This window comes from Myxococcales bacterium (assembly GCA_016706225.1).
Lineage (GTDB): Bacteria > Myxococcota_A > Polyangia > Polyangiales > Polyangiaceae > JADJKB01.
In genome coordinates this window covers 710,619-737,614 of sequence record JADJKB010000021.1, presented here as the reverse complement: position 1 = coordinate 737,614, position 26,996 = coordinate 710,619, and the positions used below count along the sequence as shown (strand labels likewise).

The 26,996-nt window shown below is 67.8% G+C and carries 25 protein-coding genes and 1 pseudogene; 17 read left to right on the top strand and 9 right to left on the bottom strand.

Features of this window, described 5'->3' with window-relative positions:
• Window positions 1-3 precede the first annotated feature (3 nt).
• Both IPI67_28000 and IPI67_27995 read right to left on the bottom strand, forming a co-directional pair.
• Window positions 4-576, bottom strand: a complete 573-nt coding sequence (locus IPI67_28000) for a hypothetical protein (GenBank protein MBK7584027.1) — start codon at window positions 574-576, stop codon at window positions 4-6.
• Window positions 573-1,589, bottom strand: coding sequence for a hypothetical protein (locus tag IPI67_27995; GenBank protein MBK7584026.1), 1,017 nt, complete (start codon window positions 1,587-1,589; stop codon window positions 573-575). The genes IPI67_28000 and IPI67_27995 overlap by 4 nt, the downstream gene beginning before the upstream one ends.
• 91 nt (window positions 1,590-1,680) lie before the next feature.
• On the opposite strand from IPI67_27995, the gene IPI67_27990 reads away from it, so the two are divergent.
• The 4 genes from IPI67_27990 (at window position 1,681) to IPI67_27975 (ending at window position 4,336) form a co-directional block, all read left to right on the top strand.
• Window positions 1,681-2,169, top strand: coding sequence for a periplasmic heavy metal sensor (locus IPI67_27990; protein ID MBK7584025.1), 489 nt, complete (start codon window positions 1,681-1,683; stop codon window positions 2,167-2,169).
• Window positions 2,170-2,182: 13 nt separating this feature from the next.
• Entirely contained in the window at window positions 2,183-2,380 is a 198-nt protein-coding gene (locus IPI67_27985) for a hypothetical protein (protein MBK7584024.1), read from the top strand.
• An 18-nt stretch (window positions 2,381-2,398) separates the two neighbouring features.
• Window positions 2,399-3,085 (top strand): response regulator transcription factor, encoded by a 687-nt coding sequence (locus IPI67_27980; GenBank protein ID MBK7584023.1) that lies wholly within the window; start codon window positions 2,399-2,401, stop codon window positions 3,083-3,085.
• Between the two features lie 267 nt (window positions 3,086-3,352).
• Window positions 3,353-4,336, top strand: coding sequence for a HAMP domain-containing histidine kinase (locus IPI67_27975; GenBank protein MBK7584022.1), 984 nt, complete (start codon window positions 3,353-3,355; stop codon window positions 4,334-4,336).
• Between the two features lie 13 nt (window positions 4,337-4,349).
• On the opposite strand, the gene IPI67_27970 is transcribed toward IPI67_27975, so the two are convergent.
• Complete coding sequence (locus IPI67_27970; GenBank protein ID MBK7584021.1) at window positions 4,350-5,663, bottom strand: hypothetical protein; 1,314 nt, start codon at window positions 5,661-5,663, stop codon at window positions 4,350-4,352.
• Here IPI67_27970 and IPI67_27965 point away from each other — a divergent pair.
• Window positions 5,623-6,255: a hypothetical protein gene (locus IPI67_27965; GenBank protein MBK7584020.1), complete on the top strand. Its 633-nt coding sequence runs from the start codon at window positions 5,623-5,625 to the stop codon at window positions 6,253-6,255. The genes IPI67_27970 and IPI67_27965 overlap by 41 nt on opposite strands.
• On the opposite strand, the gene IPI67_27960 is transcribed toward IPI67_27965, so the two are convergent.
• Entirely contained in the window at window positions 6,234-8,036 is a 1,803-nt protein-coding gene (locus tag IPI67_27960; GenBank protein MBK7584019.1) for a protein kinase, read from the bottom strand. The genes IPI67_27965 and IPI67_27960 overlap by 22 nt on opposite strands.
• 4 nt (window positions 8,037-8,040) lie before the next feature.
• A complete protein-coding gene (locus tag IPI67_27955) occupies window positions 8,041-8,232 on the bottom strand; it encodes a hypothetical protein (protein MBK7584018.1) in 192 nt (63 codons plus the stop codon).
• A gap of 107 nt (window positions 8,233-8,339) precedes the next feature.
• Between IPI67_27955 and IPI67_27950 the strand changes: the two genes are divergently transcribed.
• The 3 genes from IPI67_27950 to IPI67_27940 all read left to right on the top strand — a co-directional run bounded on the left by IPI67_27950 (window position 8,340) and on the right by IPI67_27940 (window position 13,176).
• Window positions 8,340-9,779: a protein kinase gene (locus IPI67_27950; GenBank protein ID MBK7584017.1), complete on the top strand. Its 1,440-nt coding sequence runs from the start codon at window positions 8,340-8,342 to the stop codon at window positions 9,777-9,779.
• Window positions 9,776-11,752, top strand: a complete 1,977-nt coding sequence (locus tag IPI67_27945; GenBank protein ID MBK7584016.1) for a serine/threonine protein kinase — start codon at window positions 9,776-9,778, stop codon at window positions 11,750-11,752. Before IPI67_27950 ends, IPI67_27945 begins: the two co-directional genes overlap by 4 nt.
• Before the next feature lie 107 nt (window positions 11,753-11,859).
• Window positions 11,860-13,176, top strand: a complete 1,317-nt coding sequence (locus tag IPI67_27940; GenBank protein MBK7584015.1) for a sigma 54-dependent Fis family transcriptional regulator — start codon at window positions 11,860-11,862, stop codon at window positions 13,174-13,176.
• On the opposite strand, the gene IPI67_27935 is transcribed toward IPI67_27940, so the two are convergent.
• Window positions 13,154-14,050 (bottom strand): class I SAM-dependent methyltransferase, encoded by an 897-nt coding sequence (locus IPI67_27935; protein MBK7584014.1) that lies wholly within the window; start codon window positions 14,048-14,050, stop codon window positions 13,154-13,156. The genes IPI67_27940 and IPI67_27935 overlap by 23 nt on opposite strands.
• Before the next feature lie 159 nt (window positions 14,051-14,209).
• On the opposite strand from IPI67_27935, the gene IPI67_27930 reads away from it, so the two are divergent.
• Entirely contained in the window at window positions 14,210-14,365 is a 156-nt protein-coding gene (locus IPI67_27930) for a hypothetical protein (protein MBK7584013.1), read from the top strand.
• A 50-nt stretch (window positions 14,366-14,415) separates the two neighbouring features.
• Here the strand turns inward: IPI67_27930 and IPI67_27925 are convergent, their stop codons facing one another.
• The 3 genes from IPI67_27925 to IPI67_27915 form a co-directional block, all read right to left on the bottom strand.
• Window positions 14,416-14,997, bottom strand: a complete 582-nt coding sequence (locus IPI67_27925; protein MBK7584012.1) for a hypothetical protein — start codon at window positions 14,995-14,997, stop codon at window positions 14,416-14,418.
• 183 nt (window positions 14,998-15,180) lie between these two features.
• On the bottom strand, window positions 15,181-15,690 hold the full coding sequence (locus tag IPI67_27920; GenBank protein ID MBK7584011.1) for a hypothetical protein: 510 nt from the start codon (window positions 15,688-15,690) through the stop codon (window positions 15,181-15,183).
• 1 nt (window position 15,691) lies between these two features.
• On the bottom strand, window positions 15,692-17,098 hold the full coding sequence (locus IPI67_27915) for a sigma 54-dependent Fis family transcriptional regulator (GenBank protein ID MBK7584010.1): 1,407 nt from the start codon (window positions 17,096-17,098) through the stop codon (window positions 15,692-15,694).
• A gap of 200 nt (window positions 17,099-17,298) precedes the next feature.
• Between IPI67_27915 and IPI67_27910 the strand changes: the two genes are divergently transcribed.
• The 8 genes and pseudogenes from IPI67_27910 to IPI67_27875 all read left to right on the top strand — a co-directional run bounded on the left by IPI67_27910 (window position 17,299) and on the right by IPI67_27875 (window position 26,898).
• Complete coding sequence (locus IPI67_27910; protein ID MBK7584009.1) at window positions 17,299-18,249, top strand: hypothetical protein; 951 nt, start codon at window positions 17,299-17,301, stop codon at window positions 18,247-18,249.
• Window positions 18,250-18,327: 78 nt separating this feature from the next.
• Complete coding sequence (locus IPI67_27905) at window positions 18,328-19,200, top strand: hypothetical protein (GenBank protein ID MBK7584008.1); 873 nt, start codon at window positions 18,328-18,330, stop codon at window positions 19,198-19,200.
• Window positions 19,201-19,297: 97 nt separating this feature from the next.
• Complete coding sequence (locus IPI67_27900) at window positions 19,298-20,203, top strand: ATP-binding cassette domain-containing protein (GenBank protein MBK7584007.1); 906 nt, start codon at window positions 19,298-19,300, stop codon at window positions 20,201-20,203.
• Window positions 20,200-21,447 (top strand): ABC transporter permease, encoded by a 1,248-nt coding sequence (locus IPI67_27895; GenBank protein ID MBK7584006.1) that lies wholly within the window; start codon window positions 20,200-20,202, stop codon window positions 21,445-21,447. Before IPI67_27900 ends, IPI67_27895 begins: the two co-directional genes overlap by 4 nt.
• 205 nt (window positions 21,448-21,652) lie before the next feature.
• Window positions 21,653-22,841 (top strand): annotated as a pseudogene (locus tag IPI67_27890) (pyridoxal phosphate-dependent aminotransferase).
• Between the two features lie 167 nt (window positions 22,842-23,008).
• A complete protein-coding gene (locus IPI67_27885) occupies window positions 23,009-24,700 on the top strand; it encodes a hypothetical protein (GenBank protein ID MBK7584005.1) in 1,692 nt (563 codons plus the stop codon).
• 16 nt (window positions 24,701-24,716) lie between these two features.
• The gene (locus tag IPI67_27880; GenBank protein ID MBK7584004.1) at window positions 24,717-25,523 is read left to right on the top strand and encodes a PEP/pyruvate-binding domain-containing protein; all 807 of its coding nucleotides are present in this window, start codon (window positions 24,717-24,719) and stop codon (window positions 25,521-25,523) included.
• Between the two features lie 67 nt (window positions 25,524-25,590).
• Window positions 25,591-26,898: an MFS transporter gene (locus IPI67_27875; protein MBK7584003.1), complete on the top strand. Its 1,308-nt coding sequence runs from the start codon at window positions 25,591-25,593 to the stop codon at window positions 26,896-26,898.
• The last annotated feature ends 98 nt before the right edge of the window (window positions 26,899-26,996 follow it).

The following is a 26,996-nucleotide window of genomic DNA, read 5'->3' as shown; positions in this document are numbered from 1 at the left end:
GGCTCAGCGGCTGAACACCCAGTTCTGGTAGCCCTTGAGCGTGATGCCGAGCACCAGGGACGAGGACTCTGCGAAGAGCAGCGTGTAGCGTAGGAAGACCGGCCCCAGCCCGAGCGCCACCTGCGGGCCGTGGGCGCGGTCGTCGACATCCACCGCCCAGCCGCCGGCGATCCAGTAGACCTCCGAGTACTGCAGCTCGGCGTAGAGGGGGCCGAAGCCCGTGCCGGGACGTGCGAGTGCGGTGAACCCGAGGTTGAGGCCGACAGACCGATCCGGAAACACGATGTCGTCGGCGTCGTGGCTCCGGTCTCGCGAGCCGAGGTGCAGGCTCAGCTCGGGACCGGCGCCGTACGCGCCCACGGCGTCGCCGTCGGGGTTCCAGCCGAGCCCCCCGGTCACGAGTGCTCCGTAGGTGAAGAGCAGCATGCGCTCGCCGGGGTCTCTCGGGACTTCGACGACGCCGACCGCCGGATGTTCTGGAGCCACGCGCGGGTCGACGTGGCCGGGGGCGTTGGCCTCGTGGTGGTGCACGCTGCAGGCGCTCACACACAGCACCAGCGCGATTCGGCGGCTCATTCCGCTGCCTCGGGGGCAGGCGGCCGCAGTGGAACGCTGGGATCTGCGACAACGAGGCCTGGGCTGGGCGGCTGTGGTTGATTGGGGTCGCGGCGGTAGACGTGGGGTGGCCCGAACTCGTGGTTGAGGGAGACCTTCAAGGTCTCGTGTGTGCTGCCGTTGAAGCGGAGCGAGAGGGTCAGAGTGCCGCGGCGTTTCCCGGCGTTCCACAGCGCTTCGTTGTCGAAGACGAAGGGCACGTAGGTGAAGCGATCGCTCAGGTCCAGTTCCAGCGGTGCTGGCAGCGCGCTCGCCGCGAACTCGGTGCCTTCGATCTCGAGCTTCGCCGCGGCGACCTCGAGGCGGCACGGGCCGGGACCGGCTTGACGCACGCGCAAGCTGACCCCGGCGCCCTCTTTCCCGGACTTGCTCACCCACGCTTCGACCCGAGCGCAGCCGAGCTGACGTGCACCGAGGCTCTCGACCTTCCAGTTTGGATAGTTGCGCGTGGCCATGGGCGCTGAGGTTGCGGCACAGGCGAGCGCCGCCAGCACGCCGGCCAGGGTCCGAAATCCGCGGCCCGGTGCCCAGGAGAGCTGAGGTTCTCGGACCAACCACCGCGCCGCCAGCGGCGCCATCGGCAGGGCCATGAGGTCACTCGGATCGAGCCGCGTCTGGCCAATGAAGCGGGCGGCCCAAGCGTTCACGCCGGGGTCGAGCTTCAGCAATGTGAAGAGAACGCCTGTGAAGAGCGCGCACGAACACGCCAGCGAGAGGCGTGTGATTCGCCTGCCGGTCAGGCACGAGAGGGTGTCCAGGCTCACGAAGAGCAGCACCGGGAGCAGGAATACGCCGGCGAAATCGCTGAGTTTGCCGGTCAACCAGCCCGGCAGGACTCCCGCGCCCTTCAGCATGTGATCGTTCAGCACGAGCAGGCCGAGAGCCCCCAAGGCCCAGGGGTGCAACAGCTCGCTTCCGGGGCGAAGGGGCAGGCGTTCTGGGTTCACGGCGAAGCAACAGCGGGGGGCGCGCATCGAGCTTACAAGAAGGTTCACACTACTTCACGTTCCGGATCGTACTCCGGCAACACCCGGGTCCCATGCTGGCCTCTCGAAGGAGGTCATGATGTTTGGATTTCTGATGGGAACGGCCTGTCTGGTCGGTCTGGTGTGGGTGATCAGGGGCGGCCGTGCGTTGGGCGGCTGCGGGCCCCGCTCCCACCGCTTCCGCGACCACGACGGACGATCGGGTCATGGTGCACGCGCCTTTTCCCGCTGGCTGTTCGAGCGACTGGACACCACACCGGGTCAGGAGCGGGTGATTCGAAGCGCGATCGACGACCTGGTCGATCAGGGCCACGCGGCGAAGCGCGAGCTCGAGGAATCGCGGAAGGACGTCGCCCGGGCGATGCGCGCCGATTCCTTCGACGCGGAGGCGATGGGCGAGGCGTTTGCAAAACACGATGTCGTCCTCTCGAGCATGAGGAAGGCAGCGGTGGAGAGCCTCGCACGCACCCACGAAGCGCTCGACGAACGGCAACGTCAGCGCCTGGCCGAGATGATTGACGCTGGGATCGGCCGTCGTTGGCGCGGTCCCTACCGCAGTTACAGCTGAAAGGAGAACGACCATGAAACGAAGAGTCCTGATCGGCCTGCTCGCGCTGGGCACGCTCTTGGGTTACGGCGGCTGCGCCGCTCGGGTCGCACACCACCGCTCGGGGCACATGGGCGACCGGCGTGCGAAATTCGAGCGCCACGTGGCGGCGATCTGTGCCGACGCGGCGCTCCGAACTCGAGTCGGTGATGCTCCGACGGCACCCCGCTGATATGCTGGGAGGCGAGAGATGTCGCTCCGCATCCTTCTGATCGATGACGACGCGCGGCTCTCGCGGTTCCTGGCCAGCTACCTGGAGCAGAACGACGTCAAGCTGAGCCACGCGAAGGACGGCGTCGAGGGTCTTGCCCGCTTGCAGGCGGATGCCTTCGACGCCGTGCTGCTCGACGTGATGATGCCAGGGCTCGACGGGCTCGAGGTGCTGCGCCGCCTGCGCCAGACCAGCCGCTTGCCGGTGATCATGCTCACGGCGCGCGGCGACGAGTCGGACCGGGTCGTGGGGCTCGAGCTTGGCGCCGACGACTACATCCCCAAACCCTTCAGCCCCCGGGAGCTGCTCGCACGGCTGCGGGCGGTGCTCCGGCGCGCGCAACCAGACGCAAGCTCCGAGACGGTCATGGCCCAGGGCATCGTGGCCGATCTCGGGGCGCGTCGTGCGTCGGTGGACGGACGCGAGATCGAGCTGACGGGGATCGAGTTCGACATCCTGGTCGCGCTCCTGCGCCGCGCGGGCAGGGTGGTGCCGCGCACGGCCTTGCTCGGTGAGGCGGGGCGGGCCGACGTGGTGGTCGGCGAGCGCACGGTGGACGTACACATCTCCCGGCTGCGCAAGAAGATCGGCGACGACCCCAGAGCTCCGTACCGGATCAAGACGGTGCGTGGCATCGGTTACGTGCTGCCCCGCGAGCCGGCATGAGGGGTGTGCGCCACTACGTGCGGTCGCGCCTGCACCGGCGCCTCTTCATGTGGTTCGGTGCGTCCATCTTGGTGACGGGTTTGGTGGTTGGGCTGGTCGGCTCTCTGCTCGGCGGCGTCGACGGCGGCTGGCGTCGGATGACCGAGCGCGGAAAGTCGTTCGTCGGCCGGCAGCTCGCGGAGGCCTGGGATGAACCCGAGCGCAGGGACGCGTTTGCACGCTCCCTGGTGCGTGACCTCGGTTTGAGCGTCGTGCTCGAGGATCCCCGTGGGCAGCTCTTGGGGGGCCTGGGGCGAGCCCTGCGCGCGGCCCGATCTTGCGGTACCTGTTCGCCGAGACGAGCGCCTGCTCGGCGCGGCGAAGCTGTGTTTCGAACGCCGCGACCATCGGGGCGGAGCCTGGTTTTTTGCGCTGCTCGGCGCCGCGCTGCTCAGCCTGTGGGGCTTCTCGGGGGTCATGGCGCGGAGGTTGGTGCGCCCGCTCGGTGAGGTGCTGCGCGTCGCCAACGAAATCGGTAGCGGCAACCTGAAGGCGCGCGTCACGTTGCGTCACAACAAGGTGGGAGAGATCGCCGATCTGGCCGACGCGATCAACGAAATGGCTGACCGGATCGAGCGGCAGCTGGCAGATCAGCGAGAGTTGCTCGCCGGAGTGAGCCACGAAATCCGCTCGCCGTTGGCCCGACTCCGCGTGCTGTCGGAGCTGGCAAAGGACGACGTGAATGGCAAGCTGGCGGAGGACATCGAGCGGGAGATCCTGGAGATCGACTCGCTGGTCGGGGAGCTGCTGGCCAGCTCGCGCTTGGACTTCGGCGCGGTCGAGCGGCGCACCTTCGAGGCCGGCACGCTGGCGCGCGAGTGCGTCGAGCGAGCGGGGCTGTCCTCGGATCTGTGCCGCGACGAGAGCGAAGCGGCATCGCTTTCTGGCGACCCGACGCTGATCGCACGAGCGCTCACGAACCTGCTCGAGAACGCCAAACAACACGCTGGGGGTGTCACCCGGCTGGTGCTCCGTCGTGAGGCCGGGTCGCTGGTGTTTTCGGTGGAGGACGCGGGACCGGGGTTCTCCCAGCAGGACCTCGGGCGGGCCTTCGAGAAGTTCGTGCGCGGGGAAAAGAGCGCAGGCTCGTCGCTCGGACTCGGTCTGTCGCTGGTGCGCCGTATCGCGCTGGCCCACGGTGGGCGAGCCTGGGCGGAGAATCGCGCCGAAGGTGGCGCGCGCGTCGCCTTCAGCTTGCCGCTCGTGAGCTGAGCTCTCGAGTCGGTCACTCGGCGAGCGGCAGCGCGGCGTCGAAGCGCTTCACGAGCTCGAGCACCTTTTGCCTCGGGGGGCCGAGATCGTCCGTGGCCGGCAGCTTGGTCGCTGCGATCGCGACCGCCAGCTCGTCGAGCGCGGCTTCGCCCTTGGCGCGACCGAGCAGGTCTGCAGCTTTGGCAAGGTGCTTTTCGGCGGCGCCGAAGTTGCGTTCCTCGACCGCCATCTGCCCAAGGTGCAACCGCCTGCGCGCTTCGAGTCGGATCGCTCGGTCCCGTTGTGCATCGAACTGCGCCGTCGCGCGCTGCTTCTCCGTCGCGCGCTCCCCTTCACGAGACTCCGCTGCGTCGGTCGCGAGCTTGCCTTGGTATCGCCCGATGCCATACGCGCTGCCGACGCTGACGACGACCGCGCACAGGCCGATCAGCAGGCGCTTCCCGCCCGGTGTGGCCTGCGGCTCTGGCGCTTTGGTGGGCTCCGGCTCCGGCTTCGTCGAGGCTGGCGAGGTCATGGGCGCCTCATTCCTCTGCGCTCGGCGGGGCGCAAGCGCCGGCGTGGATCCGGCAGGGGCTTTCCGCCTATGCTTCGGTGCTCTGGTCGAGATGGGAACCAAGGACGAGCCGCCGGACAACGAGATCACGCAGGTCGACGACCCGCGATCCAGCCCGGCAGCGGGCCCGCCGCCGGTCGTTGCTCCGCCGCGGCCGGCGAGCATCCCGCCGCGACCGGTGACGACTCCGCCACGACCCGGCGCGGCGACCGGTTCGTACTCCATCCCGCGTCCCCCGCTGGTTCCGGGCGCCACGCCGCCTCCACCGAGTGTGAGGCCGCCGCCTCCGCCGGTCCGCAGCCCAACCGGCGCCGCGCCGCCGAGTGTGCCGCCAGGTGCTCCGCCAGTCTCCGCCGCGCGTCCCCCTTTCCGCTCGCCACCGAGTGTGCCGCCTCCGCCGCCGTCGCGCAGCTCACCGCGCGCCGCGCCGCCCAGTGTTCCGACCGGCGCCCCTCCGCCGCCGTCGCGCAGCTCGCCGTACGGCACGCCGGTCAGTCGGCGGCCGCCGAGTGTGCCGCCGGGGTCGCCGCCGTCCTTGCGCGGCACGTTCGACCGAGCGCCGCCGAGCGTGCCCCCCGGCGTGCCCCCGAGCATTCGTCCGTCGACGACGCGCTCGAGCGACAGCACCGTGCAGGCCGTGCGCCCCAGCTTGTCGCCGTCCAGCTTCGCGACACCAAGTAGTGCGGCAGGAGCCTCGAGCGACAGAGCAGCGCTCGTCGCGGAGCTCGAGAACGTGAAACGCGTGCTGGCGACGAAGATCAGTGATCTGAGCACGTTTCAGAGTGAGCGCGAGGCGCTGCTCGGCCGCATCGCCGAGCGGGACGCCAAGCTTCAGAAGCTCGAAGATGGCGGCGGTGCCGAGGTGCCTCGCCTGCGCGACCGGATCACGGAGCTCGAGACCGCCCTCTCGAGCGCCGAGCGCGAAGCCGCGCGTATGGGCCAGCTCGAGGCTGAGGCGGCGGCGCTTCGCGCACAAACCCGCCGCCTCGACGCCGCGCTCGTCGAGCGCGGAGAGCGGTTCAACGAGCTCGAGCGCGAGCTTGCCGAGGCGCGAAACAAGCTCACCGAGCGCGAGGCGCAGGTTCGGCGCCTCGAAGCCGAGGCAGCCGAGGCAGCCGAGAGTCTCGCCTGGGGATCTGCGCCAACGGCCGGGGACGACCTCACTCGCATCAAGGGCATTGGTCCAAAGTACCGCGATGCCTTGGCTCGCGCGGGGGTCGTGACGTTCGCGCAAATTGCAGCCTGGACCGAGGCCGACGTGGTCGAGTTCGCACAAAAAGTGAAAGTGCAACCCGCGCGCATCGTGCGCGACGGTTGGGTCGACGCCGCGAGAACGCTCGCAGGTCAGGGACAGCGCGACGGCTGACCGGCGGGGTCGTCGAGGTACAAGACGACGCGTTCGATGGCTACGTCGCGGGTCACGCTGAGTCCGTCGATCACGAGGCCGGAGCACAGGATGCTGCGCCGGGCGCTGTCCGGGAGCTTCACGCCCTTCTTGGACGCGAGCTCGGCGGTGCCCTGACCGGGCACCGAGTTTCGGACCAGCACGTCGAGGCCCGTCCCTACCAGATCCGCATATCCCACGCCGCTGAGCGCCGCTCTCGTCACTCCCCCGTCCAGTGTCTCGGCGAGCGGCATACACGTCGGAGCTCGGCCGCTTCCCGACAAGGAGATGCAGACCTCCGCCGTCCGATAGGTCGAAAAGAGAGAGTTGCCCGCGGCGTCCGTCTCGACGCCGCCGAGTCGGAGAGTGTACACGTCTTCCGGTGAGAGTGCGGCCTCACAACCATCGACGCCGCAGCTGCGACCCGAACGACAGCCATGCGCACACGGCGCTTCAATCGCAGGAACCTCTGCGCTCGCATCCAGCTCCGCGCTGGGAGAGGCCTCCGCATCCAGCTCCGCGCTCGGCGTGCTGCTCGCGCTCGGGCGCGCGACGGGCGACGGGTGCGCGGGGCGGGGGCGTGCGCTCTTGCTCGGTCCGACCGCCTGTGAAGGGGAGCCCACCAGGTAAAACGCGACCGCGGTGCCGATGACAACGGCCACGAGCAGCGTGACGAGGGGCAGCACGACGGGGCTGCTCTTCTTGGCCTTTGGGGGCCGGCTTGGCCCAAGCTCCACCGTTGCTGCTCCTGCAACCGCGCCGGTCGCCGATTGTTCGGCCAAGACCGTGGCGTCGACCATCGCGTTGGGCGTTGCGACGGCAGTCGGCTCGCCGCCGCCGCCGCGGCGCGATGGGCGCACGACGACACTCTCCGGGGAACGCATCTCGAGGGCGTCGGCCAGGGCGCTGCCGTCGTGAAAGCGTGCTTTCGAGTCGAGCTCGAGACACCTCTCGAGCACCGGCTGCCAGCGGCGCTCGAGGGCCGGCTCGGCGATCGTCCCTCGCTGTGGAAAGTGTGCGCCCGGCGCCGCGTGTTTGCGGTAAGTGCGCGTGTATTCGACCGCCTTGGAGCCTGCCGGCAACCCCGATGGGTGCTCACCCGTGAGCAGCAGCCAGCCCATGACCCCGAACGCGAACACGTCCACGGCTGGAGCACTCTCCCCGCCGTCCAAGGTCGCTGGGTCGAGCAGCTCCGGAGCGAGGTAGGACAGGGTCCCCACGACGGTGCCCTCCTGGGTCAGATCGCGGTCTGCGCCTGCAACGGCCGCGATGCCCAGGTCCACGACCTTGACCCCCTCGGGTCGTGTTGGATCGTCCCAGAAGCTGTCGCGCACGACGACGTTGTCGAGCTTCACGTCCCGGTGAACGACCCCGCTTCGGTGCAGGTAATCGAGCGCGCGCACGACGTGCTCCAGCACCAGGCTCTTCTCTTCTTCGTCGAGCCGCCCTTCGCGCGCGAGCTGCTTGAGCGACTTGCCGCGCACGAGCTCCATTGCAATACCGAGCACGCCCAGCTTGAGATCTTCGAACAGCGCGGTCGCGCTCACGATGGACGGGTGGGAGAGCTCCGCCAGCGCCCGCGCTTCCCGTCGCGCACGTTCGAGGTCGTTGGGTCGGCCCGCGACGACGGGCACGAGCTTGAGCGCACACGGTTCGTCAGGGGCGAGTGGATCTGTCGCCTTCCAGACCGCGCCCTGGCCGCCCTCACCGAGGGGCTCGCTCAAGACGTAACGGTCGATTCGAAGCCCAGCCTGGAGCTCCACGCGGTCAGCGCCTGCCCTTGAAGCCCATCATCTGTTGAACCGCCGCCTCGCTGGCTTCCGCCATCGCGTCGGATTCACGGGCCAGGTCCGCGCAGCTTTCGCAGAGTTTCTTGGTCTTGCCGTCGACCTTCAGACTCGTGAGCTCGTCCGTTTCTTCGCCACAACCCTTGCACGTCGGCATTCCCATCGCTCCCATTCGCTCGAATCGACCCTCTCGCTACTCCAACGCCCGGGTGCCCTCAACCCAGTTCGAGTGGCTTCGAGGTTGCCGGGGGTCCGCGCTGAAACTACCCTCGGTAACTCATGGGATCGCGCCAGTGGGCGGCCGGTGACGTGCTCGCCGAAAAGTACCAGCTCACTCAGGAGCTTGGGCGCGGAGGCATGGGCGCGGTGTGGCGCGCCGACCACCTGGTGCTCCGCTCGCCGGTCGCCGTGAAGCTGGTGCTCGCCCGGGTCGCGGACTCAGAGGCGCTGCGCGCGCGTTTCCTTCGGGAGGCCCAGGCCTCGGCTGCGCTGCGCAGCCCTCATGTCGTTCAGATCCTCGACTACGGGGTGCACGAGGACACTCCCTTCATGGTGATGGAGCTCCTGGAGGGTGAGAGTCTGCGCACTCGCTTGCAGCGTCAGCGCATCCTCTCGCCCGTCGAGACCGCTCGCATCCTGGTGCACGTTGCTCGCGCCCTCGAGAAGGCGCGAGAGGCGGGCATCGTGCATCGCGATCTGAAGCCGGACAACGTCTTCATCGTCCACAATGCAGACGACGAGATCGTGAAGGTGCTCGACTTCGGCATAGCCAAGGCCATCGGGCTCGCCGAGGGGGGAGTCGACACGGGAACACAGACGGGCGCGGTGCTTGGAACTCCGCACTACATGAGCCCGGAGCAGGCCCGCGGCACACGAGCGGTGGACCATCGCTCCGACCTCTGGGCCCTGGCTGTCATCGCTTTCGAGTGTCTGACCGGGCGGCGTCCGTTCGACAGCGCGGTGCTCGGGGATCTGTTGGTCAAGATCTGCACCGATCCCGCGCCTGTCCCCTCGACCGTTGCGCCGGTCCCTCCCGGCTTCGACGCCTGGTTCCAGCGGGCGGTCGAGCGAGATCCCGATCGGCGCTTCGGCACTGCGCTGGAAATGGCGGAGGCATTTCGCGCCCTCATTGGGGCAGGTCTGCCGTCGATGCCACCGCCCTCGATGCCGCTGCCCTCGTACGCCGCTGCAACCTCTCACATCGGAGCGCTACCTTCGTCGCCAATCAGCGTATCGCCTGCGGTCACGCACGGTCCGGTCAGCCTCACCCCAGCGCCAAAGCGCGCGTCGCCGCTCGTGGTTCCGTTGGTGATCCTGCTTGGCCTCGGCGCGGCCGCCGCCCTGGGCGCCGCGGGGTATCTCTACGCCTCCCGCAGCTCGACCCCGGTTGCTGGCTCGGCTTCGGGTGTTCCCACGCTCGACACTCCGGTTTCGGCCGCGGGCGTCGGGTTGCTCGACAGCACCGACGGCGGAGTAACCCCGTTGCGCGCTACCTCCGGGTCGACCCCGGGTGCCGCGCCGGCGGCCGGTCCGGCCGGCACCGAGCCGACAACCAAAGTGAAACCCTCGACCGACGTCGAAAAGGCGCTGTCCGACGCTGAAAAAGCCCAGGCCGACGCCAAGAAGGCCCAGGAGAGCGCCAAGAAGACCCAGGAGAGCGCCGAGAAGACCCGCGCCGCCGCAGAGGCCATGAAGCTGAAGTACGGCGGCACGAAATGACCAGCTCGTTCGACGAGGGTGCCTCGCGGGACGCGACGCTCTCGCTCTTTGGCGGCGCCCCGCTTCGATCCGAGCACCGGCCCGACGTCACGTACAACATCGAACGGACGATTGGGCGCGGAGGTTTTGCCTACGCGGCGCTGGCCACCCGTCATGCCCCCGAGGGCAGCCTGCCGGTCGTGCTCAAGATCATGCGCCCGGAGGTGCTCAAACAGGACGGCGACATGGTCACGCGGCTCTTCAAGAAAGAAGTCGTGGCGTTGGGCCGACTGAACGAGCGGGTTCCCCCATCACCCTTCGTGGTTCGGTTGCTGGATACGGGTGTGGCGTCGGTAAGGAATGACGGGCGCCACTCCGCATTGCCTTGGCTGGCCATCGAATACGTGCACGGTGGCGTCGAGGGCGAGACGCTCTCGAAGCGAGTTCGTTACTCGGTCAAGTACACCCAGTTTGCGTTCGACCGGGAGCGCGCGGCGCGGGTCTTGCGTCAGCTCGCCGCGGCGCTCACGGAGATCCACGCGGCTGAGATCGTCCATCGCGATTTCAAGCCGAGCAACGTGCTCGCGTGTGGTTTCGGTGATGGCGAAGTGGTCAAGGTCTCCGATTTTGGCATCGCCCGCCCGACCGGCTTGGCGTCCACCTTCGGTGAGCTCGCGCTCGGCACCCCCGGCTACGTCGCCCCCGAACAAGTGCACCTGCGGGACGAAATTGGGCCCCCGACCGACGTGTTCAGCCTGGCCGCCGTCGTCTTTTTCATGCTGACCGGCGAGAAGTACTTCGACGTGAAGTCGACGCTCGACGGCGTGATGCTGGCCTCTCAGCCCGGGCGCACGAGTATCCGCAGCAAGCCGGGGTTGTCGCCCGAGCTGGCCGAGAGCGCCGAAACTTGTCAGGCCATCGATACGCTGCTCGCCCGGGCGACCGCTGTCGATCCTCGCCACCGCTTTCAGAGCGCGTCCGAGCTCGCGAGCTCGCTCCAGCCGTGGCTCAGCTCGGGCCCTGGGAGCGGGCAGCCGAGTCAGAGGCTGATCTCGAGCGTGATCTCCACCCGCACCGAGCGCGCCACCGCGCGTGAGCCTGCGAGCTGGAGCTGGATGCCTCGGCAGAATCCCGGCGGCGACGTGGTGGTCGTGGATCTCGCGTGGGAGAGCGACGGCCACTGCCTGGCCGCGACTGCGCGCGGACTGAGCTTCTGGGATGGTGGGCGCTGGACCGAGCTCACGCCGGCGCCGCTCGCTCCCATCCACATGGTTCGGCGGCTGGGTGCGGGTCGCTTTCTGCTCTCTTCGGACGCGGGTCGCCTGTATGCGTTCGCGCAAGACGAGGCAGTGGAGGTGCTAGCCCATCCTGATGCATCGTGCGTCGTGACGGCGTTCTCCGGTGATCTGGATGATCTTGCCGTCATGGTCGCGGCGCGTCCGGGTGCGCGGCCAGAGCTGTCGAGCTACTGCGGGCGGCACTGGCTGAAACCCCTGGGGGTGGAGGGTGCGCTGAGCATTCCGGGGCTCGCGCGGCTCGATCGCGAGCGCTGGTTGGTGGCGGGGCGCACCGGCGCGGGTCGCGCGTTTGCAGCCATCTACTCGCCGCTCGAGTGGCGCATCGAAGTATTTGCGAGCCCGAGCGCACCTGCCCTGGTGGCTTGCGCCAGCCAGCCCGAGCGAGGCGTGGCAATCGCCGCCGGGGGTCGGCACGTCGTTCGAGTCACGCCAAGAGGCAAGACGGAGGTCGAGCTGGGTGAAGGGCCAAACTGGTCAGCGTGCGCCGTTGACGTGCTCGGTGGAGAGTGGGTTGCCGGCGCGGGCAAGGTCTGGTTCTCCCCGGGTGACGGGGCCGCGTGGCGCGAAGTCTGGAGCGATGCGAGCTGGACCGCGCCGTTCGTGAGCATGCAGGCTGATGCGGATCGCGTGGTGCTCGTCACCGCCGATGGCGGGGTGCTCGAGGGGCGCGGGGGCTCCGGGAGTCCGGCGAGTTAGTCGTGCACGGCGGCGCGTGGCGGCTTGGCCGCCGCGGCCGCAAGAGCGTGTTACGCTGCGGCGGTCTTCACGCGGAGGCTCTGGGCTTCCAGCGTCATTTCGCCGCCATGAACACCGATCACACCGTTCCCATCGAACACGCCGCCCGGCGCGTGCGCGCGCTTCGCGCCCAGGTGACCTCCGGTCTCGACGAAGGGCGCAGCTTCGTTTCTGCTGCGGACACGCTCAGCGTGGGCAGCGCCGAGGGCAACGACCTGTTGCTCGCCGACAAGACCGTCAGCCGCTTCCACCTCGAGTTGCGCCGGCAGAAAGGTCGCATCGAGGTGGTCGACCTCGGCTCGACCAACGGCACCCGGATGGGCGGAGTGCTGGTGTGTTCCGGCAGTGTGTTCATCGACCCGGGTACCATTCTCTCGCTCGGCGAGTCGGCGCTGCGCGTCGATGACGGCGACATCGTCGACGTGGGTGAGACGCCGGCGCGGTTCGGAGAGCTGTTCGGTGACAGCGCTCCGATGCGACGCCTGATGGCCCGGGCCAGCCGCGTCGCGCAGAGCGACGTCTCCGTGCTCTTGTTCGGCGAGTCCGGCACGGGCAAGGAGCTGATCGCGCGGGCGCTGCACGAGCAGAGTCCGCGTGCCGGCGAAGCTTTCGTCACCGTCGACTGCGGTGCAATCACCCCGACGCTGTTCTCGAGCGAGCTGTTCGGACACGAGCGGGGAGCGTTCACCGGCGCCGATCGCCAGCACATCGGTGCGTTCGAACGCGCCCACCGCGGAACGGTGTTCCTGGACGAGATCGGCGAGCTACCGCCAGAACAACAGTCGGCCCTGCTGGGTGCGCTCGAGCGGCGCAAGATCCGGCGGGTCGGCGGTCGCGACGACATCGACGTCGACGTGCGCTTGGTCTCGGCAACCCATCGAGATCTCCGCGCCCAGGTCAACTCCGCGGGTTTTCGCCTCGACCTCTTCTATCGCATCGCCGTCGTGACTCTCTCGGTGCCGCCGCTCCGCGAGCGCCCGGAGGACATTCCCGCGCTGGTCGAGCACTTCCTGCGAGATGCCGGCCATGCGGGTGCGCTTCCGGAGGTCTTTTCGAACGCCGCGCTCAAGCAGCTCGCAGCTCACCCGTGGCCCGGCAACGTGCGAGAGCTTCGGAACTTCGTGCTCGGCACTCTGGCGCTCGGCGAGCCCGCGAACTTGCAGCTGGGGCCGGACGCCGATGCCGGTTCCTTGAGCTCGTCGTTCGCCGCCCTCTTCGAGTTGCCCTACCGCGACGCCAAGCGCAGGGCCACGGACGACTTCGAGCGGCGCTACCTGGAACGTCTACTGGAAAAGAGCGAGGGCAACATTCGCCAAGCCTCGCGGGACGCACACATGGACCGCTCGTATCTCATGGAGCTGATCAAGCGCCATCGGCTGCGCTGAGCCGCAGCGCGCGAACACACGCAAAGGGGAAGGCCAGGCGCGCCCGGCCTTCGCTGTCGAGGTTGCGGCTCAGGATTTCGCACCAAAGCCCGTGCAGCTCCGCCTGTGTCTCCGGTTGCCCGAGCTCGGCGGAATAAAAGAAGCCCATCAGGCGGCGCGAGAGCGCTTCGGGCGCCTCCGCGATCAACAGGTCGTGTTCGTCCCACCCCAGCGGGCCCGCGAAGTATCCCGGCGCGACCAGTAGCGATTCGAGTCCTTGAAGCGAGAATGCACGCGGATCCCCCCAGCCCGAGAAATGCGGATTGTCCCGGGCCGTCAGCGGGCTGAAGACGCGCATCAGCTCGGCGAAGGGCTCTAGTGTCGACGCCCGTGCACTCCAGGTGACCAGCGCAAACAGGCCTCCGGGGCGCAAGATGCGGGCGACCTCCGCGACCACTGCTTCGATGGGGCGCATCAAGTAAAAAGCGTGGTGCGAGAGGACTGCGTCCAGACAAGCATCGGGCAAATCGAGGTGTTGCCCCAGCTGGTTCAGCAGCTCCACCCGCGCGTCCCCCCGAGCGCGGACCCGAGCCAGCTCGAGCTCGCTCGCGCAGGCATCCACGCCGACGACGCGCTCCAGCTTCGGCCGTCGTCCGAGGAGCCGCTCCAGCAGCGGTCCGTTCCCAGCACCCAGATCGAGCACCCGCCTGGCGTCCTCTTGCAGGCATTCGACGAGGACATCGTAGCCAGTTCGGCCGTCCAACGTGGTGCACTCACCGAGCGTCGCTTCGGTGATACCCGGACGCGCGGTGTGGAACTCGACCAGATCCTCCAGGATCTCCTGGGGGCTCGGCTGCGAGGTCTTGCCCCGGATGCGTTGGAATGGCTCGCGCATCACGGGCCATCCATCAAAGTTCGTTGATGGTGCACACGGCCGGCCGGTGATCGACCCCAAGGGACCGCGCGAGTTGGCTTCGCATGGACGATGCCTAGCACCGCTGTCTGGTCGAGCCAATGCGCGCGCGCGCAGCGTGGTGGTAGGCTCGAACGGTCGATGTCCGTGGATCGCTTCCAAAGAGCGGACGCTCCTGCCATGGCGGCGAGCATCGGGCGTGTGCGCGCGGATCTGGCGCGCCCCGGCATGGAGAAGCTCGCGGCGATCCCGGCGACCAAGCTGGCGGCCTGCGCCTGGCTCGACACGCACGGCTGAGTGTCCGAGACGCGCACAGCCGCGGGCTCGAGCTACTCGAAGACGGCGCGCTACCACATGGAAAAGCGCGCCGTCAGCTGGGCCCTCGGCCCGCGCATCTGATCGATCGAGTCGAACGGGAAGTGGTAACCACCTTCGGCGTTCAAGACCAGGTTGTGGTGCCAGTACACGTGCACACCGCCGAAGGGATAAGCGAACCCGGTGTTCGGCAGCTCCTCGTGGATGGTCCCGCCCAGGGTCGCGCCGAAGAAAGGGATCAGGTAGCGACGGCTCGCGTTCTTCTCGAGTGATAGGGAGAAACCCACGTCGTAGATCGCCAGCGAGGAGCCGCTGCTCTGCGATTCGAGGATCGACGCCTGCATGAACAAAGCCCCCTGGCTCGGCCCGAAGCGGTCGTTGTTGTGTGACCAGTGGAGCGGCGCCAGCTCGAAACCGCCGCCGATGAACGGGTCGGCCGCGCCCTTGGGCGCGAACATCACGGCGTGAACGCCGGGCATGAAGAAGATGTCGCGTTCGATGCACTCTTCGCGAGGCTGCTGTTCGCGGCTCTCGCAGGGTGACGCCGCAGCGAGCTTGCACAAGGCCAGGCTGAGTGAAGCGACCGAGAGCGCGGAGAGTGAGCGTTGATGCATGCCGGTAGTACAGAGCAACCGACGTTCCAGCTCGTGACCGACCAAGTGTCGCCGAGTTGCGACAGGTGGGCGAAGCGCACTTCGCGGAGTGGCCGCGGAAACGCTTCGCTCCGCGTTGGCGCGTTCGTAGGATTGTCTTTCAGGGACGAGCGCCGACTGCGTCCCGTTCGCGGCTGCTCGCCGTCAGGGTTTTTTTCCGCGCGGCGTGCGGGAGCGCAGCGTGCAGCGCCCCGGTACCAAGGCCTGGCAGGCGGGGGGTGTGGAGTGTTCGCTCCAGCGAGCGTCGAGACACTCCTGTTCTTCGACGGCCTTGTCTCCGACCGGATCAGCCGTGCGGTCCGTGACCACGACCAACGTGGGGTGACCCGAAGACACGATCACGAAGTAGTCGACTCGCACCGGATCCCCCTCGGCGGTCGCGTACATGTGAGTGCCCTGCGCCGGGCGGTTGGCCTCGAACGCGGCGTGGATACACTCGAGCACCGGCTGCGCGCGGCAGCCCTCGGAGTCGATGCCTTCGACGGCTTCCCCGCAGGCTTGTGGGCTGTCCCCCAACCGTTCGCGCACCCTGACGACCGTGCCACTGGGCGGCATGCGGGGATCCGCGGCGGTCGGGCGGCCGTCGGGCACATGCTGGGCGCCTCCGCAGGCAAATACGCTGCACAGGAGCAGCCAGAAGGCGGAGCGTGTCATTTCAATCCTCGATCCGCGAGCCCCCGCGGAGCTCGTAGCGCTGAAGGAGTCGATACAGGTACATGCGGTCCATCTTGGCCTTGCGCGCCGCCTTGCTGACGTTGCCGCCCGCCCAGTCGAGCAACGCCTTCAGATAGGTGCGCTCGAAGTCGGAAATCACGGCCTCCTTGGCATGCCGGAATGGCACGGAGATGTCCGAGTTGGCGGGTGGGCCGCCGACGCCGGGCGTCGTCGCGGACTCTTCCGGCGCGAAGCTCTGGCCGGAGCGCCGTTCGCTGGCAGGCGGAGCATGGTCGAGCACCACGGCGCGCTCGACGTAGTTGCGGAGCTCACGGACGTTCCCGGGCCAGTCGTAGCGTGCCATGTCTTCGATGACGTCGGGCGTGAATAGGTGGTTGGCTTCCTCGGCGTTCAGCGTGCGCAGGATCACCTGTACGAGTGTGGGAATGTCCTGCAGCCGCTTCCTGAGCGAAGGCATGCGCACCGTGACGACACCCAGGCGGAAGTACAGGTCCTCGCGGAATCGCCCGGCGTTCACCTCGCGTTCCAGTCGGCGGTTCGTCGCGGCGATGACACGCACGTCGATCTTGCGGGCGTCGTTCTCACCGGTCCGCCGGATCTCCCGAGCCTCGAGCGCGCGCAGCAGCTTCGGCTGCATCTCCAGCGGCATTTCCCCGATTTCATCCAGAAAGATCGTGCCGCCGTTGGCCGCCTCGAACGCCCCCACGCGATTCTTGTCGGCGCCGGTGAACGACCCGCGGGTGTGACCGAACAGCTCGCTCTCGATCAAGTTCGGTGAGATCGAGCTGCAGTCGACGATGATGAAAGGTCCGCTCGCGCGGGGTCCGCGGCGAGCGATCTCCATCGCGGCCAGCTCCTTGCCGGTACCGCTCTCGCCCTCGATCAGCAGCGTTGCCTCGCTCTTTGCGACGCGGTCGAGCACGGTGAACAGCTGGCGCATCGTGGTCGACTCGCCGTACAGCTCGCCGAACGAGACCCAGGTCGGAAGCTCTTCGATGGCTTGCGGCCCGAGCTCCTGAACCCGCAGCACCGAATCACCAATCTCGATGCGGCAACTGGGGCGTGGCAGGTCCGCGTCACGCACTCGCACGCCGTTGACACAGGTCCCATTCATCGAGCCGCTGTCGGAGACGACCCAGCCCTGTTCCCCTCGCGTCAGCTGGAGGTGGAAGCGGGACACTGTGCGATCATCGAGCACGACGTCGTTGCTGGGATGGGAGCCGATGCGGAGTACGTCACCCTCGAGCACCTGCGCTCGCTCCACTTCTCTTTTGGCTTCGCGCTCGACCACGAGCTCGAGGCGAGGGATGGCTACGGCTGCCGCCAGCCTCTGCACCGTCGGCAGGTGCACGTCGCTGAGGGTCGGCCGGTCGTCGAATTCGGTCATGGGTCTCGTGCGGCGCCTCGGGCTCGCAGCGTAGCGGAGGATTGCCGCCGTCGCCTCGCCTCGCTCGGCTGAGGGCTGTGGGCAGCAATTTGCTGCCTCCGCGCCGCGCAAACCGCGTCGCTGCAGCTCGACATCGCGGTAATTCCTGGGGTTCCGCCCGCGCTCTGGCCTGGAACGGGACTTGAAAGGAGGCCGCCGCAATGAAGCTCGCTGTGGCAACCCTGGCGTTTTTCCTGGCCGTGTTCGCGGCCTCGAGCGCCCGGGCAAACGACGCACCGCGGTTGCACACCGGAGCGTCGGCGGTGGCTCAGCGGGTCGCCGAGGAAGCGGTCGAGCGCCTGGCCCACCCGGACCCCATCGTGCCGGCGCAGACCGACACGCGGATCGAAAAGGCCGTGCGGGTCCAGCGCGGACGCAAGATCGTGAACATCCCCGAACGCTGCCGGGACGCTGCGGGTCGTTACGACCTCGTCGTGCATTTCCACGGCGCCCCCGAGATGATCGAACCGGTGTTTCAGCGCGCAGGCATTCCCGCGGTGTTCGTGGTCATCAATCTGGGCGTCGGCTCCGGCCCGTACGAGGAGGCCTTCATCGCCGATGGTTCGCTCGCGCGATTGCTGGACGACGTCGACGGCATCGTCACCAAGGCCTGCCCCCACCCAAGCGGTTCACGCGGACGGCTGGCGCTGAGCGCTTGGAGCGCGGGTTATGGAGCCGCGTACCGCGTGCTCGCGAACAAGACGGATCGGGAGTTGGTGGATGCCGTGCTGCTTGCGGATGGGCTGCACGCCGGCTTCCTGGACAAGTTCCGCCAGCAGGTGAACCCCGGACAGATGGCTCCGTTCGATGTTTTTGCGGAGCGCGCCGTGAACGGCGAGAAGTTGTTCGGCATCACTCACACCTCGATCATCACGCCCAACTACGCCAGCACCACCGAGACGGCGCGCTACCTCGAGGAAAAACACGGCGCCGAGCGGAGCGAGGTCCAGGAGGCTGGGCCGCGACCCGCCATGAAACTGACCTCGCGGGCCGATCGTGGCGGCCTGCACGTGAGAGGTTTCGCGGGAAACGACACCGACGCCCACTGCGATCACCTGTACGCGATCGGCGACACGCTGTACCCGATGCTGCGTGAGCGGTGGACCCGCTGAAAATCGCCGCGGGTGGCCAGATCCAGGGCTCGAAATCGCGCAGACTGCTCGAGTCGAGTCGAGTATGATGCCGCCCCAATGACCGAGTCGCTCGACTTCCCGGCGCCCGAAGCCGGAGATCCGGAAGACGTCGCCTGGAATTTGCAGACCGGCGGCACGATGTGGGGGCGCGGCGACAAACACGAGGCCGTGCGCTGGCTGCGGCGCGCAGCGGAGGCGGCCAGTGACGCTGGGAGTGACATGCGTGCCTTGTCGCTCGCGCGGAGCGCCGCAGATCTGACCCAAGCGTTGGAGCTTCCGCCATCGATCGCCCCGCCGCCCGTTGCGTCCGTGACGCAGGTCTCGGCAAGCGCGCCTGCAGCTCCTTCGTCGCAGGGCATGACACCCGTGCCGACGCCCGTCGCCGTGCGTCCCGCGCCGCCGCCGATCGCGCCGCTGAGCCCGGACGAAGCCACCACGCCGCGGCCGGTACCGGTCAGCAGACCCAAGGCGCCACCGCTCTCGGCACCGGACGAGGCGACGGTCCACGATTTCACGATTCCGGCTGGAGTGGAGGCCGCGGAGCGCCGACAGCCCCCGGCGTCGAGGCGACCGCCGCCGCCAGTGCGCTCGTCGCCGAACGCGACGCAGCCAATGCGCTCGTCACCAAGCGCGGCACCACCGCCAATGCGCTCGTCGCCAAGCGCAACGCCGCCGCCACTGCGCTCGTCGCCGAGCGCTGCGCCGCCCTCCGACCCTCACACGGCGCGCTCGTCGCCCAGCATGGCCCCGGCTCCAACGAACTACCGACCGCGGCAGGCCCTCCGCGTGGCCGTCACTCCATCGCCGGACGACAAGAACCTGATGTTGGTCCGCGCTCTCGCTGATGACGAGCCCGTGCCTCCGGGGGCGCACGAGGCGCTGCTCACCGCCCTGGAGGCTGGTGTGCATCTGACCGGCAAGAAACGCTGAAAGATCGGCCGCAGATCGCAGCGTGAGCGCCTGCTCAGCGCCGGCTTCTCGTAGCCCGCGCCCGCGATGTGCCGCATGATGCGCCGGCTTTCACCCCATGCCGCTGCTCGTCTTCGACGATGTCTGGAAGCGCTACGGCGACAACGTGGCGTTGTCCGGCGTGTCCTTCGAAGTACGCCCCGGTGAGGTGTTTGGGCTGCTGGGCCCCAATGGAGCCGGAAAGACCACCTGCATTCGAGTGCTGATGGACATCGTGCGCGCCGACTCGGGCAGGGTGCTGCTGTTTGGTGAGCCGCTCAGTCGAGACCACCTGAACCGCCTCGCTTACTTGCCGGAAGAGCGCGGGCTCTACACCAAACAGAAGGTCATCGACGTGATGATCTACTTCGGAAAGCTGAAAGGGCTCGGCGCCTCCGAGGCCCGCGCGCGCGCGCGGACCTGGCTCGAACGCATCGGGCTACTGGCCTACGAGAAACAAAATGTCGAGCGCCTCAGCAAAGGCATGAGTCAGAAGGTCCAGCTGGCCGCGACTCTCCTGGCCGAGCCCGAGCTCTCGGTGCTCGATGAACCGTTCTCGGGGCTCGACCCGCTGAACTCCGTGCTGGTGAAGGACCTGATTGCCGAGATCAAACGCTCGGGGCGCACGACGATCCTCTCGACACATCAGATGAGCATGGTCGAGACGCTGTGTGATCGTGTGGCGCTGTTGTCGGAGGGCAGACTCATGGTCTACGGGGAGGTGAACGAGGTGCGACGCCGCTACAGCGCCGACGAGATCCTCGTCACGGTATCGGGCGCCCTGCCCGAGCTGCCCGAGGTGAAGCAGGTCGTCAGCGAAAAGCCGGGGGTGTTTCGGCTCGTGCTCGGCGACCGAGCCGACGCCAACAAGGTGCTCGAGCGGCTGGTCGCCGCCGACGTCGGGGTCGAGCGCTGGGAGCGTGCGCTCGCACCGATGGAGGAGATCTTCATCCGCGTGGTGAAGAACGGGAGCGGAGCCCGATGATCCGTGTTGCCAAGGTGCGCACCGTGGCGTGGTTCGAGCTGTCGTCCACGGTGCGGCGCCTCGGGTACCTGATCGTCACCCTGGGCATGCCGATCTTTGCCACGTTGTACGGCGCTCTGGCGTTGATCCCGGGCTACCTGGCCAAACAACAAGAAGAGCAGACGCGGGTCTACGGGGTGGTGGACCAGGCAGGAGTGCTCGGGCTCGAGCCGGGCGCGACGGTGGAAGTGCGTACGGCGATATTTCGGGCGTTCGCCGGCGAACCGGAGGCGCGCCGGGCGCTCGTGTCCGATCGCAGCGTGCGCAGCTACTTCGTCGTCGTGACCGACTACCTCGACTCCGGGCGCGTGCTGGCTCACTCGGGGGAGCGCAGCTCACTCGGCCCCTGGGAGGGGCGCGACGAGTTGAACGAGCTCTTGCGAACGCGCCTGGTCGGGCCACGGGTCGATCCGCGGGTCGCGGCGCGACTGGTCAAACCCATCGCCGGGCGCGAGACGTTCCGGGTGAGTGGCGACGGGCGGGTCGAGGCCGAGGGCAGCGAGGCGTTCATCGGACGACTGATCTTGCCCATCGGCTTCGTATTCCTCTTGTTCACCTCCATCTTGATGAGTGGCAGTTACCTGATCCAGGCGACAGCCACGGAGAAGGAGAACAAGGTCGTCGAAGTGCTGCTCTCGAGCGCCAGCGCCGACGAAATCATGACCGGCAAACTCCTCGGGCTCGGCGGTGCGGGCCTGTTGCAGGTGATCGTGTGGTTGAGCATGACGTTGGGTGTGCGCTTCGGATTTGCGCAGATGGTGCTGCCGTTGAACATTCACGTCTCGTGGCAGGCGGTTCTGATATCACCCGTGCTGTTCATTACCGCCTACGCATTTCTCGGCAGCCTGATGCTGGGCACTGGCTCGTTCGGCGGCAACGTTAGGGAGAGCCAGCAGCTGGGTATGTTCTGGGCGTTCCTGGCCACGCTGCCTCTGATGTTCCTGCCGCTGCTCTTGACCGATCCCCACAGCGTGATTGCCCACGTGCTGACCTGGATCCCGTTTTCCGCTCCCGCAACCCTGGTGTTTCGCATGTCGCTGGACCCAGATGGAATTTCCATCTGGGAGATCTCGGGTTCACTCCTGGTCCTGCTCCTCAGCACATGGGCGGCCATTCGCGTCGCTTCGCGGCTATTTCGCGTGGGACTTCTGCTGACCGGCGCGCGCCCGAGCTTGCGGGAGATCTGGCGGCAAGCGCGCGTTTGACTGCGAGCGAGCCTCCCACGCGGCGCCGTCGCGCTCGGATTTGCCGATCGGCTCGTGACCGGTGTCGGGGCGCTCCGCCGGCTCGCTGGGACGGGCGAATTGACCGATCGCAGCCGGCTAAGTAGCTTGCGCGGCAATCGAGGCCAGCAGCGTGCACAAACTCACCGCAATTCGTCCCGTTCCGCGCACCGGTGTCATCTACGTGATGGCAGAGGCGCAACGCCTCGGGTACTCACAACAAGATCCGAGTTGGTGCAACCTCGGGCAGGGCATGCCCGAGACCGGGCCGCTCGAGGGTGCACCCCCGCGTGTCGGTCACATCGACATCGACATTGCCGACCAGGAGTACGCGCCGGTCGCCGGCCTTTGGGAGCTGCGGGAGGCCGTCGCAGGTCTCTACAACGATCTGTTCCGGCGCGGCATGCCCTCGCGCTACTGCGCCGAGAACGTGGCCATCGCCGGCGGCGGCCGGGTGTCCATCATGCGGGCCTGTGCGGCGGTCGGCCCGGTCCATCTCGGTCATTTTTTGCCCGACTACACCGCATACGAAGAGCTGCTCGACGTCTTTCGCCGCTTCACACCGATCCCGATCCTGCTCGATCCGGAGCAGGGGTATCGCTTCCCGATTTCGGAGCTGCGCCGCGAGATCCTCGGGCGCGGGCTGGGCGCATTGCTCCTGTCGAATCCTTGTAACCCGACCGGCAAGCTGATCGAGGGCGACGAGCTGTTCGGTTGGGTGAGCACCGCCCGGGAGCTCGACTGCACGCTGCTCGTCGACGAGTTCTACAGCTACTACGTCTGGGGCGACGAACCGCGCATCGTGAGCGCCGCCGAGTACGTCGAGAACGTCGATGAGGATCCGGTGGTGGTGTTCGATGGCCTCACGAAGAACTGGCGCTACCCGGGCTGGCGTACCACCTGGATCGTCGGCCCAAAGAGCGTGATCGAGGCCGCGGCCAGCGCCGGCTCGTTCCTGGACGGCGGCGGGTCGCGGCCGCTGCAGCGAGCTGCCGAACGCTTCGTGCGCGCCGACAACGCGCGCGCCGAGTGCGCAGCGATTCACCGCGTGTTCGGCGAAAAACGCGCCCGGCTCCTGACCGGCCTCAAACAGATTGGCATTCGCTGTGACGTCGAGCCGGAGGGAACGTTCTACATCTGGGGTGATCTCTCCGCGCTGCCCGGAGTCCCTCCGCAACGGTCACGATTTCTTCAAGCGTGCGCTCGAGCGCCAGGTGATCGTCGTTCCCGGTGAGTTCTTCGATGTCGACCCGGGCGGGCGTCGCACGGCACGCGCTTCCCGCTTCCGGCATCACGTGCGGTTTTCCTTTGGTCCCTGCCTCGACACGATGGAGCGCGCGCTCGAGCGGCTCGCGGCCATGGTCCGGGAAGCCTGAGCGGGCCGGTCGGAACGGCGTTCGGTCGGGTAGGGCACGAGAACTGCTGCCGAACCGACGTCTGAGGCCCGGGCTGCGGGAGCGGTCGGAGCCCACCGCGACAAATCTGGTGGCCGGACTGTGGGGCGACCGAGGTAGACTCCGAGGTTCTGCCAGAGGGGAACAGGATGCCCAAACGAAGAACGTTCGAAGCGCCGGGTCCGGGTTCCTGGGAGCTGGAGAGCGCACACCTTGCGCGTCCGGCGTCCACATTTGGCGCGGACGCCTTCGTGCGCGCGTTTCCCAAGGGTTTCGCCGAGGGCACGGCGCGCTTCGGGCTGCTGCTGTCGCACATGAAACCCGCGATCGTGAACGGGTTCTTCTACATGCAGCCGGCTCCGTTTGGCGCCCCCGAAGGCGCCACGTCGCCGCCGCCGAACGCGGTGCTGTGGTTGCTTTCGCGCCTGCATCCCAAGATGCGCGCTCGCATCGCCGTGTGTCGCGAAGCCTTCGAGAACAAACTCTGGCGGGAGGACCTCGAGCGCTGGGATAGCGAAATCAAGCCGGACGCGATCGCCAAACATCTGGCAGTCCAGAGCGTCACCCCGGCAAAATTGTCAGACGCCGAGCTCGCCGCCTATGTGAAGCGCTGCAACGGGCACTTGGAGGACATGATCTGCCTGCACCATCGCTTCACGATCGGCAGCAGTGTTGCGACGGGCGATTTCCTCGCTCACGTCATCGACTGGACTGGCGCAAAACCCGGAGAGATCGTCGAGCTACTTCGCGGCAGCTCGCCCATCTCCAAAGGTGTAGCGGCGGACGAGCTCGACGCGCTCGCCGCGGCGATCCGCGAGAGTGGTGCGGCCCGCGACCTGCTTGCCAGTGACGCTCCAGGCCAGGTCATCGTGGACGGGCTCGTGTCGATGGCTGGCGAAGTGGGGGCTCGAGCGTCGGCCTACCTGGAAATCGTTCGGCACCGCTCCGTCGGTTACGACGTGTCCGATCCAACCTGCGGCGAGCTGCCGGACGTACTGGTGCGGGGGATTCGTGCGTCCGTCGCCGGCGCGACCGCGCGGAAAGACGAGGGCGCGGCCCGGCTCAGCGCCCTCCGCGAGCGGGTGGCGCCGGCGCACCGCGAGCACTTCGACGAGCTCTTGACCGAAGCGCGGCACGTCAACCGCTTGCGTGACGAGCGGGGGGCTTACTCCGATGCCTGGGGAACGGGGCTGGCGCGTCGCGCACTTCTGGAGGCTGGGCGCCGCTTGAAGGCCGGCGGAAAGATCGCCGACCGCGACTACGTCACCGATCTCACCCACGAAGAGATCGCAGACTTGCTCTCGGGCGGAGCGGGCCCTGGCGATGAGGCTCTCCTGGATCGGGTCACCTGGCGCACGACGATGACGACGGCGGATGCACCACCGTGGCTGAACGAGCCGCCCTCACCGCCGCCGCCAGCGCATCTGTTCCCGGCGCCGGCCCGCCGGGCGACCAGAGCCATCGACGCCATCCTGACCAACCTGCTCAAGGACTCGGATCGCGACAGCACCAAGACCACGGTGCGCGGCCTCTCGGTGAACAGCGGAAGCTACGATGGCACGGCCCGAGTCGTGAACGACACGAGCGAGTTCACCCGCATCCGCCAGGGTGACGTGCTGGTCGCCCGTTCCACCTCGCCGTACTTCAACGTGGTGCTGCCTCTGCTCGGTGCAATCGTGACGGATCGGGGCGGAGTCCTCTGTCACGCGGCCATCGTGGCGCGTGAATACGGGATCCCGGGGGTCGTGGGAACGCGGGTGGCTACGACCACCATCCCCGACGGCGCGCGCGTGCGAGTGGACGGTGAGAAGGGCGAAGTAACCATCATCGCGCCGGCGTGAGCGGTGATCGACGAACATGATCGCAAACTTCGACGACGACGTGCCCGCAGAGGCCTACGGCGGCAAGGCGGCCCAGCTAGCCCGAGCGTGGCAGGCGGGCCTGCCGGTGCCGGCGGGGTTTGCCTTGTCAGCGGAGGCTGTGGAGCGGGTCTTGGCCAATCACGGGCCGACGCTGGAGAGGTTGTTGGGGATCTTCGCGGCCCTCGGTCCGGCTGTCGCCGTTCGTTCGAGCGCGATTGGTGAAGATGGTGAGGGCGCGAGCTTCGCTGGCCAACACGCGACCGTGCTCAACGTGCGGCGGGCCGACGCTCTGGTCTCGGCGTTCCGCGAGGTCCACGCATCCGGCGCGACCGAAGCGGCGCTCGGGTATCGGCAGAAGCTCGGCCTGCCGAGCCGTCCGATGATGGCGGTGGTCGTGCAGGTCCAGGTCCCGGCGGATCGTGCCGGGGTCTTGTTTACGAAGAACCCTGTCACGGCGGCCGACGAGCGCGTCATCGAAGCCAGCTACGGTTTGGGCGAAGTGGTCGTCCAGGGGATCGTGACGCCTGACTATTTCCGTGTGGCCCGCGGTGGCGCCGTGCTCGAGCGCAGGGTCGGCGACAAAGATCTGAAGATCGTCTGGAACGAGCACGGAGGCACTCGAGAAGAAGCGGTAGAGCCCGAGCACGCGAACGTGCTCTGCCTCGACGACCGCGAGCTCGGTGAGCTCGACTCCCTCGCCACGGAGTGTGAGAACCACTTCGGCGGTACCCAAGATCTCGAGTGGGCTTTCACGAGCGGAAAGCTCCATCTGCTGCAACGGCGAGCGATCACGAGTGGCTGAGAGCAACCCCGAAGGCAGTGGGGGGAGTGGACGGCTGATCGCAGCGGTCGCGCTCGCCGCGGCACTGATGCCGCTCAACTCCACCATGGTCGCGGTGGCGCTGCCCAACATCAGCCGAGAGCTGGATGCCCACCCGGCGATGCTGACCCAGGCGCTCGTTGCGAGTTACTTGCTGACGAGCATCGTGCTGCAGAGCCCCGGCGGAAAGCTGGGAGATCGCTTGGGCCACCGGCGAGCCCTCGCCCTCGGGCAAGGGGTGCTGGCCAGCGGTGCGTGTCTGGGTTTTTTTGCTGCGTCGGTACCGTTGCTCGCGATGGCGCGGGTTTTGATGGCTGCGGGCGGGGCGATCGTCGTTCCGAGTGCCGCGGCGCTCCTAAGGACCGAGCTGCCGGTCGAGCGGCGGGGCAGGGCCTTCGGCGCTTTCGGCGCGGTGATGGCGCTTGCGGCAGCGTTGGGTCCGATCGTGGGTGGTGAAATCGTACGCCGCTTTGGTTGGCCGAGTATCTTCCTGGCGAACGTGCCCGTGCTGGCGCTTTCGGCTGGGCTCGCCTTCGTCGGCGTCTCGGGTAAACACGCCCCGGCACAAGCGGAAACGCGGCCCTTCGATCTTCTGGGCTCGGCGCTGCTCGGTATCTCCCTCACGCTGGTCGTCCTCGGCCTGCGTGGTCACGGTCAAACGGCTGCGCTGCTCGTGGTGCTCGGTGTCGTCAGCTTCGTCCCGTTCGTGAGCTGGGAGCGGCGGGTGTCCGATCCGGTGATCGACTTCTCACTCTTCAGCCGCAAGGTCTTCACTGCCGGATGTCTGGTGATTGCCCTGCAAAACCTGGCGCTCTACGCTCTCATCTTCGAGCTTCCGCACACCCTCGAGCGCATCTTTGCAATGGACGCTCGCGCCACCGGTCGGCTCCTGGTGTTCATGATGGCGGCCATGGTCGTGACCTCACCCTTGGCCGGGAGGCTCGCTGACCGGTTCGGCTCGCGCCCCATTGCGGCGCTCGGTTCACTCTCCAGCATTGGTGGGGTCGTGCTGATGCTCGTTCGACCCCTCGACACCCCGGGCTCGCTCATCGTTTCCCTCATCCTCTTGGGAGCGGGACTCGCCCTCGCGTCCGCTCCAGCCCAATCGGCTTCAATGAGCGCGGCGCCCCGAGAAATGAGCGGCATGGCGGCGGGGCTGAGCTCGACCATGCGCTACGTGGGCGGCATCGCCGGAGTTGCGGTGCTCGGGCTGGTGATGACCGACGACCCCGACCGTGTGACGGTGCTCGCCCAGCACCACGCTGCCTTACGTATTTTCCTGGTGTCGCTGGTGCTGTCGTTGGGATGCACGCTGCTGCTTCCCTCCAAGGGCCGGCTCGTAAATCCGGCCACCTGAGCTTCGGGCTCGCCCGAGTCAGCCGCGCCCGAGGGGCTTCGCTCCGAGCACGAGGACGCGGTGGGTCAAGGGGTCGACCAGCCAGAGCCGGCCGGCCG

What these genes read in the sequence shown, in the direction of transcription:
- IPI67_27920 (MBK7584011.1), bottom strand. Translation starts at nt 15,690, where the DNA reads ATGACACGCTCCGCCTTCTGGCTGCTCCTGTGCAGCGTATTTGCCTGC.
- IPI67_27925 (MBK7584012.1), bottom strand. Translation starts at nt 14,997, where the DNA reads ATGCATCAACGCTCACTCTCCGCGCTCTCGGTCGCTTCACTCAGCCTG.
- IPI67_27915 (MBK7584010.1), bottom strand. Translation starts at nt 17,098, where the DNA reads ATGACCGAATTCGACGACCGGCCGACCCTCAGCGACGTGCACCTGCCG.
- IPI67_27880 (MBK7584004.1), top strand. Translation starts at nt 24,717, where the DNA reads ATGATCGCAAACTTCGACGACGACGTGCCCGCAGAGGCCTACGGCGGC.
- IPI67_27900 (MBK7584007.1), top strand. Translation starts at nt 19,298, where the DNA reads ATGCCGCTGCTCGTCTTCGACGATGTCTGGAAGCGCTACGGCGACAAC.
- IPI67_27980 (MBK7584023.1), top strand. Translation starts at nt 2,399, where the DNA reads ATGTCGCTCCGCATCCTTCTGATCGATGACGACGCGCGGCTCTCGCGG.
- IPI67_27935 (MBK7584014.1), bottom strand. Translation starts at nt 14,050, where the DNA reads ATGCGCGAGCCATTCCAACGCATCCGGGGCAAGACCTCGCAGCCGAGC.
- IPI67_27985 (MBK7584024.1), top strand. Translation starts at nt 2,183, where the DNA reads ATGAAACGAAGAGTCCTGATCGGCCTGCTCGCGCTGGGCACGCTCTTG.
- IPI67_27955 (MBK7584018.1), bottom strand. Translation starts at nt 8,232, where the DNA reads ATGGGAGCGATGGGAATGCCGACGTGCAAGGGTTGTGGCGAAGAAACG.
- IPI67_27940 (MBK7584015.1), top strand. Translation starts at nt 11,860, where the DNA reads ATGAACACCGATCACACCGTTCCCATCGAACACGCCGCCCGGCGCGTG.
- IPI67_27945 (MBK7584016.1), top strand. Translation starts at nt 9,776, where the DNA reads ATGACCAGCTCGTTCGACGAGGGTGCCTCGCGGGACGCGACGCTCTCG.
- IPI67_28000 (MBK7584027.1), bottom strand. Translation starts at nt 576, where the DNA reads ATGAGCCGCCGAATCGCGCTGGTGCTGTGTGTGAGCGCCTGCAGCGTG.
- IPI67_27885 (MBK7584005.1), top strand. Translation starts at nt 23,009, where the DNA reads ATGCCCAAACGAAGAACGTTCGAAGCGCCGGGTCCGGGTTCCTGGGAG.
- IPI67_27910 (MBK7584009.1), top strand. Translation starts at nt 17,299, where the DNA reads ATGAAGCTCGCTGTGGCAACCCTGGCGTTTTTCCTGGCCGTGTTCGCG.
- IPI67_27875 (MBK7584003.1), top strand. Translation starts at nt 25,591, where the DNA reads ATGCCGCTCAACTCCACCATGGTCGCGGTGGCGCTGCCCAACATCAGC.
- IPI67_27950 (MBK7584017.1), top strand. Translation starts at nt 8,340, where the DNA reads ATGGGATCGCGCCAGTGGGCGGCCGGTGACGTGCTCGCCGAAAAGTAC.
- IPI67_27895 (MBK7584006.1), top strand. Translation starts at nt 20,200, where the DNA reads ATGATCCGTGTTGCCAAGGTGCGCACCGTGGCGTGGTTCGAGCTGTCG.
- IPI67_27905 (MBK7584008.1), top strand. Translation starts at nt 18,328, where the DNA reads ATGACCGAGTCGCTCGACTTCCCGGCGCCCGAAGCCGGAGATCCGGAA.
- IPI67_27990 (MBK7584025.1), top strand. Translation starts at nt 1,681, where the DNA reads ATGTTTGGATTTCTGATGGGAACGGCCTGTCTGGTCGGTCTGGTGTGG.
- IPI67_27930 (MBK7584013.1), top strand. Translation starts at nt 14,210, where the DNA reads ATGTCCGTGGATCGCTTCCAAAGAGCGGACGCTCCTGCCATGGCGGCG.
- IPI67_27995 (MBK7584026.1), bottom strand. Translation starts at nt 1,589, where the DNA reads ATGCGCGCCCCCCGCTGTTGCTTCGCCGTGAACCCAGAACGCCTGCCC.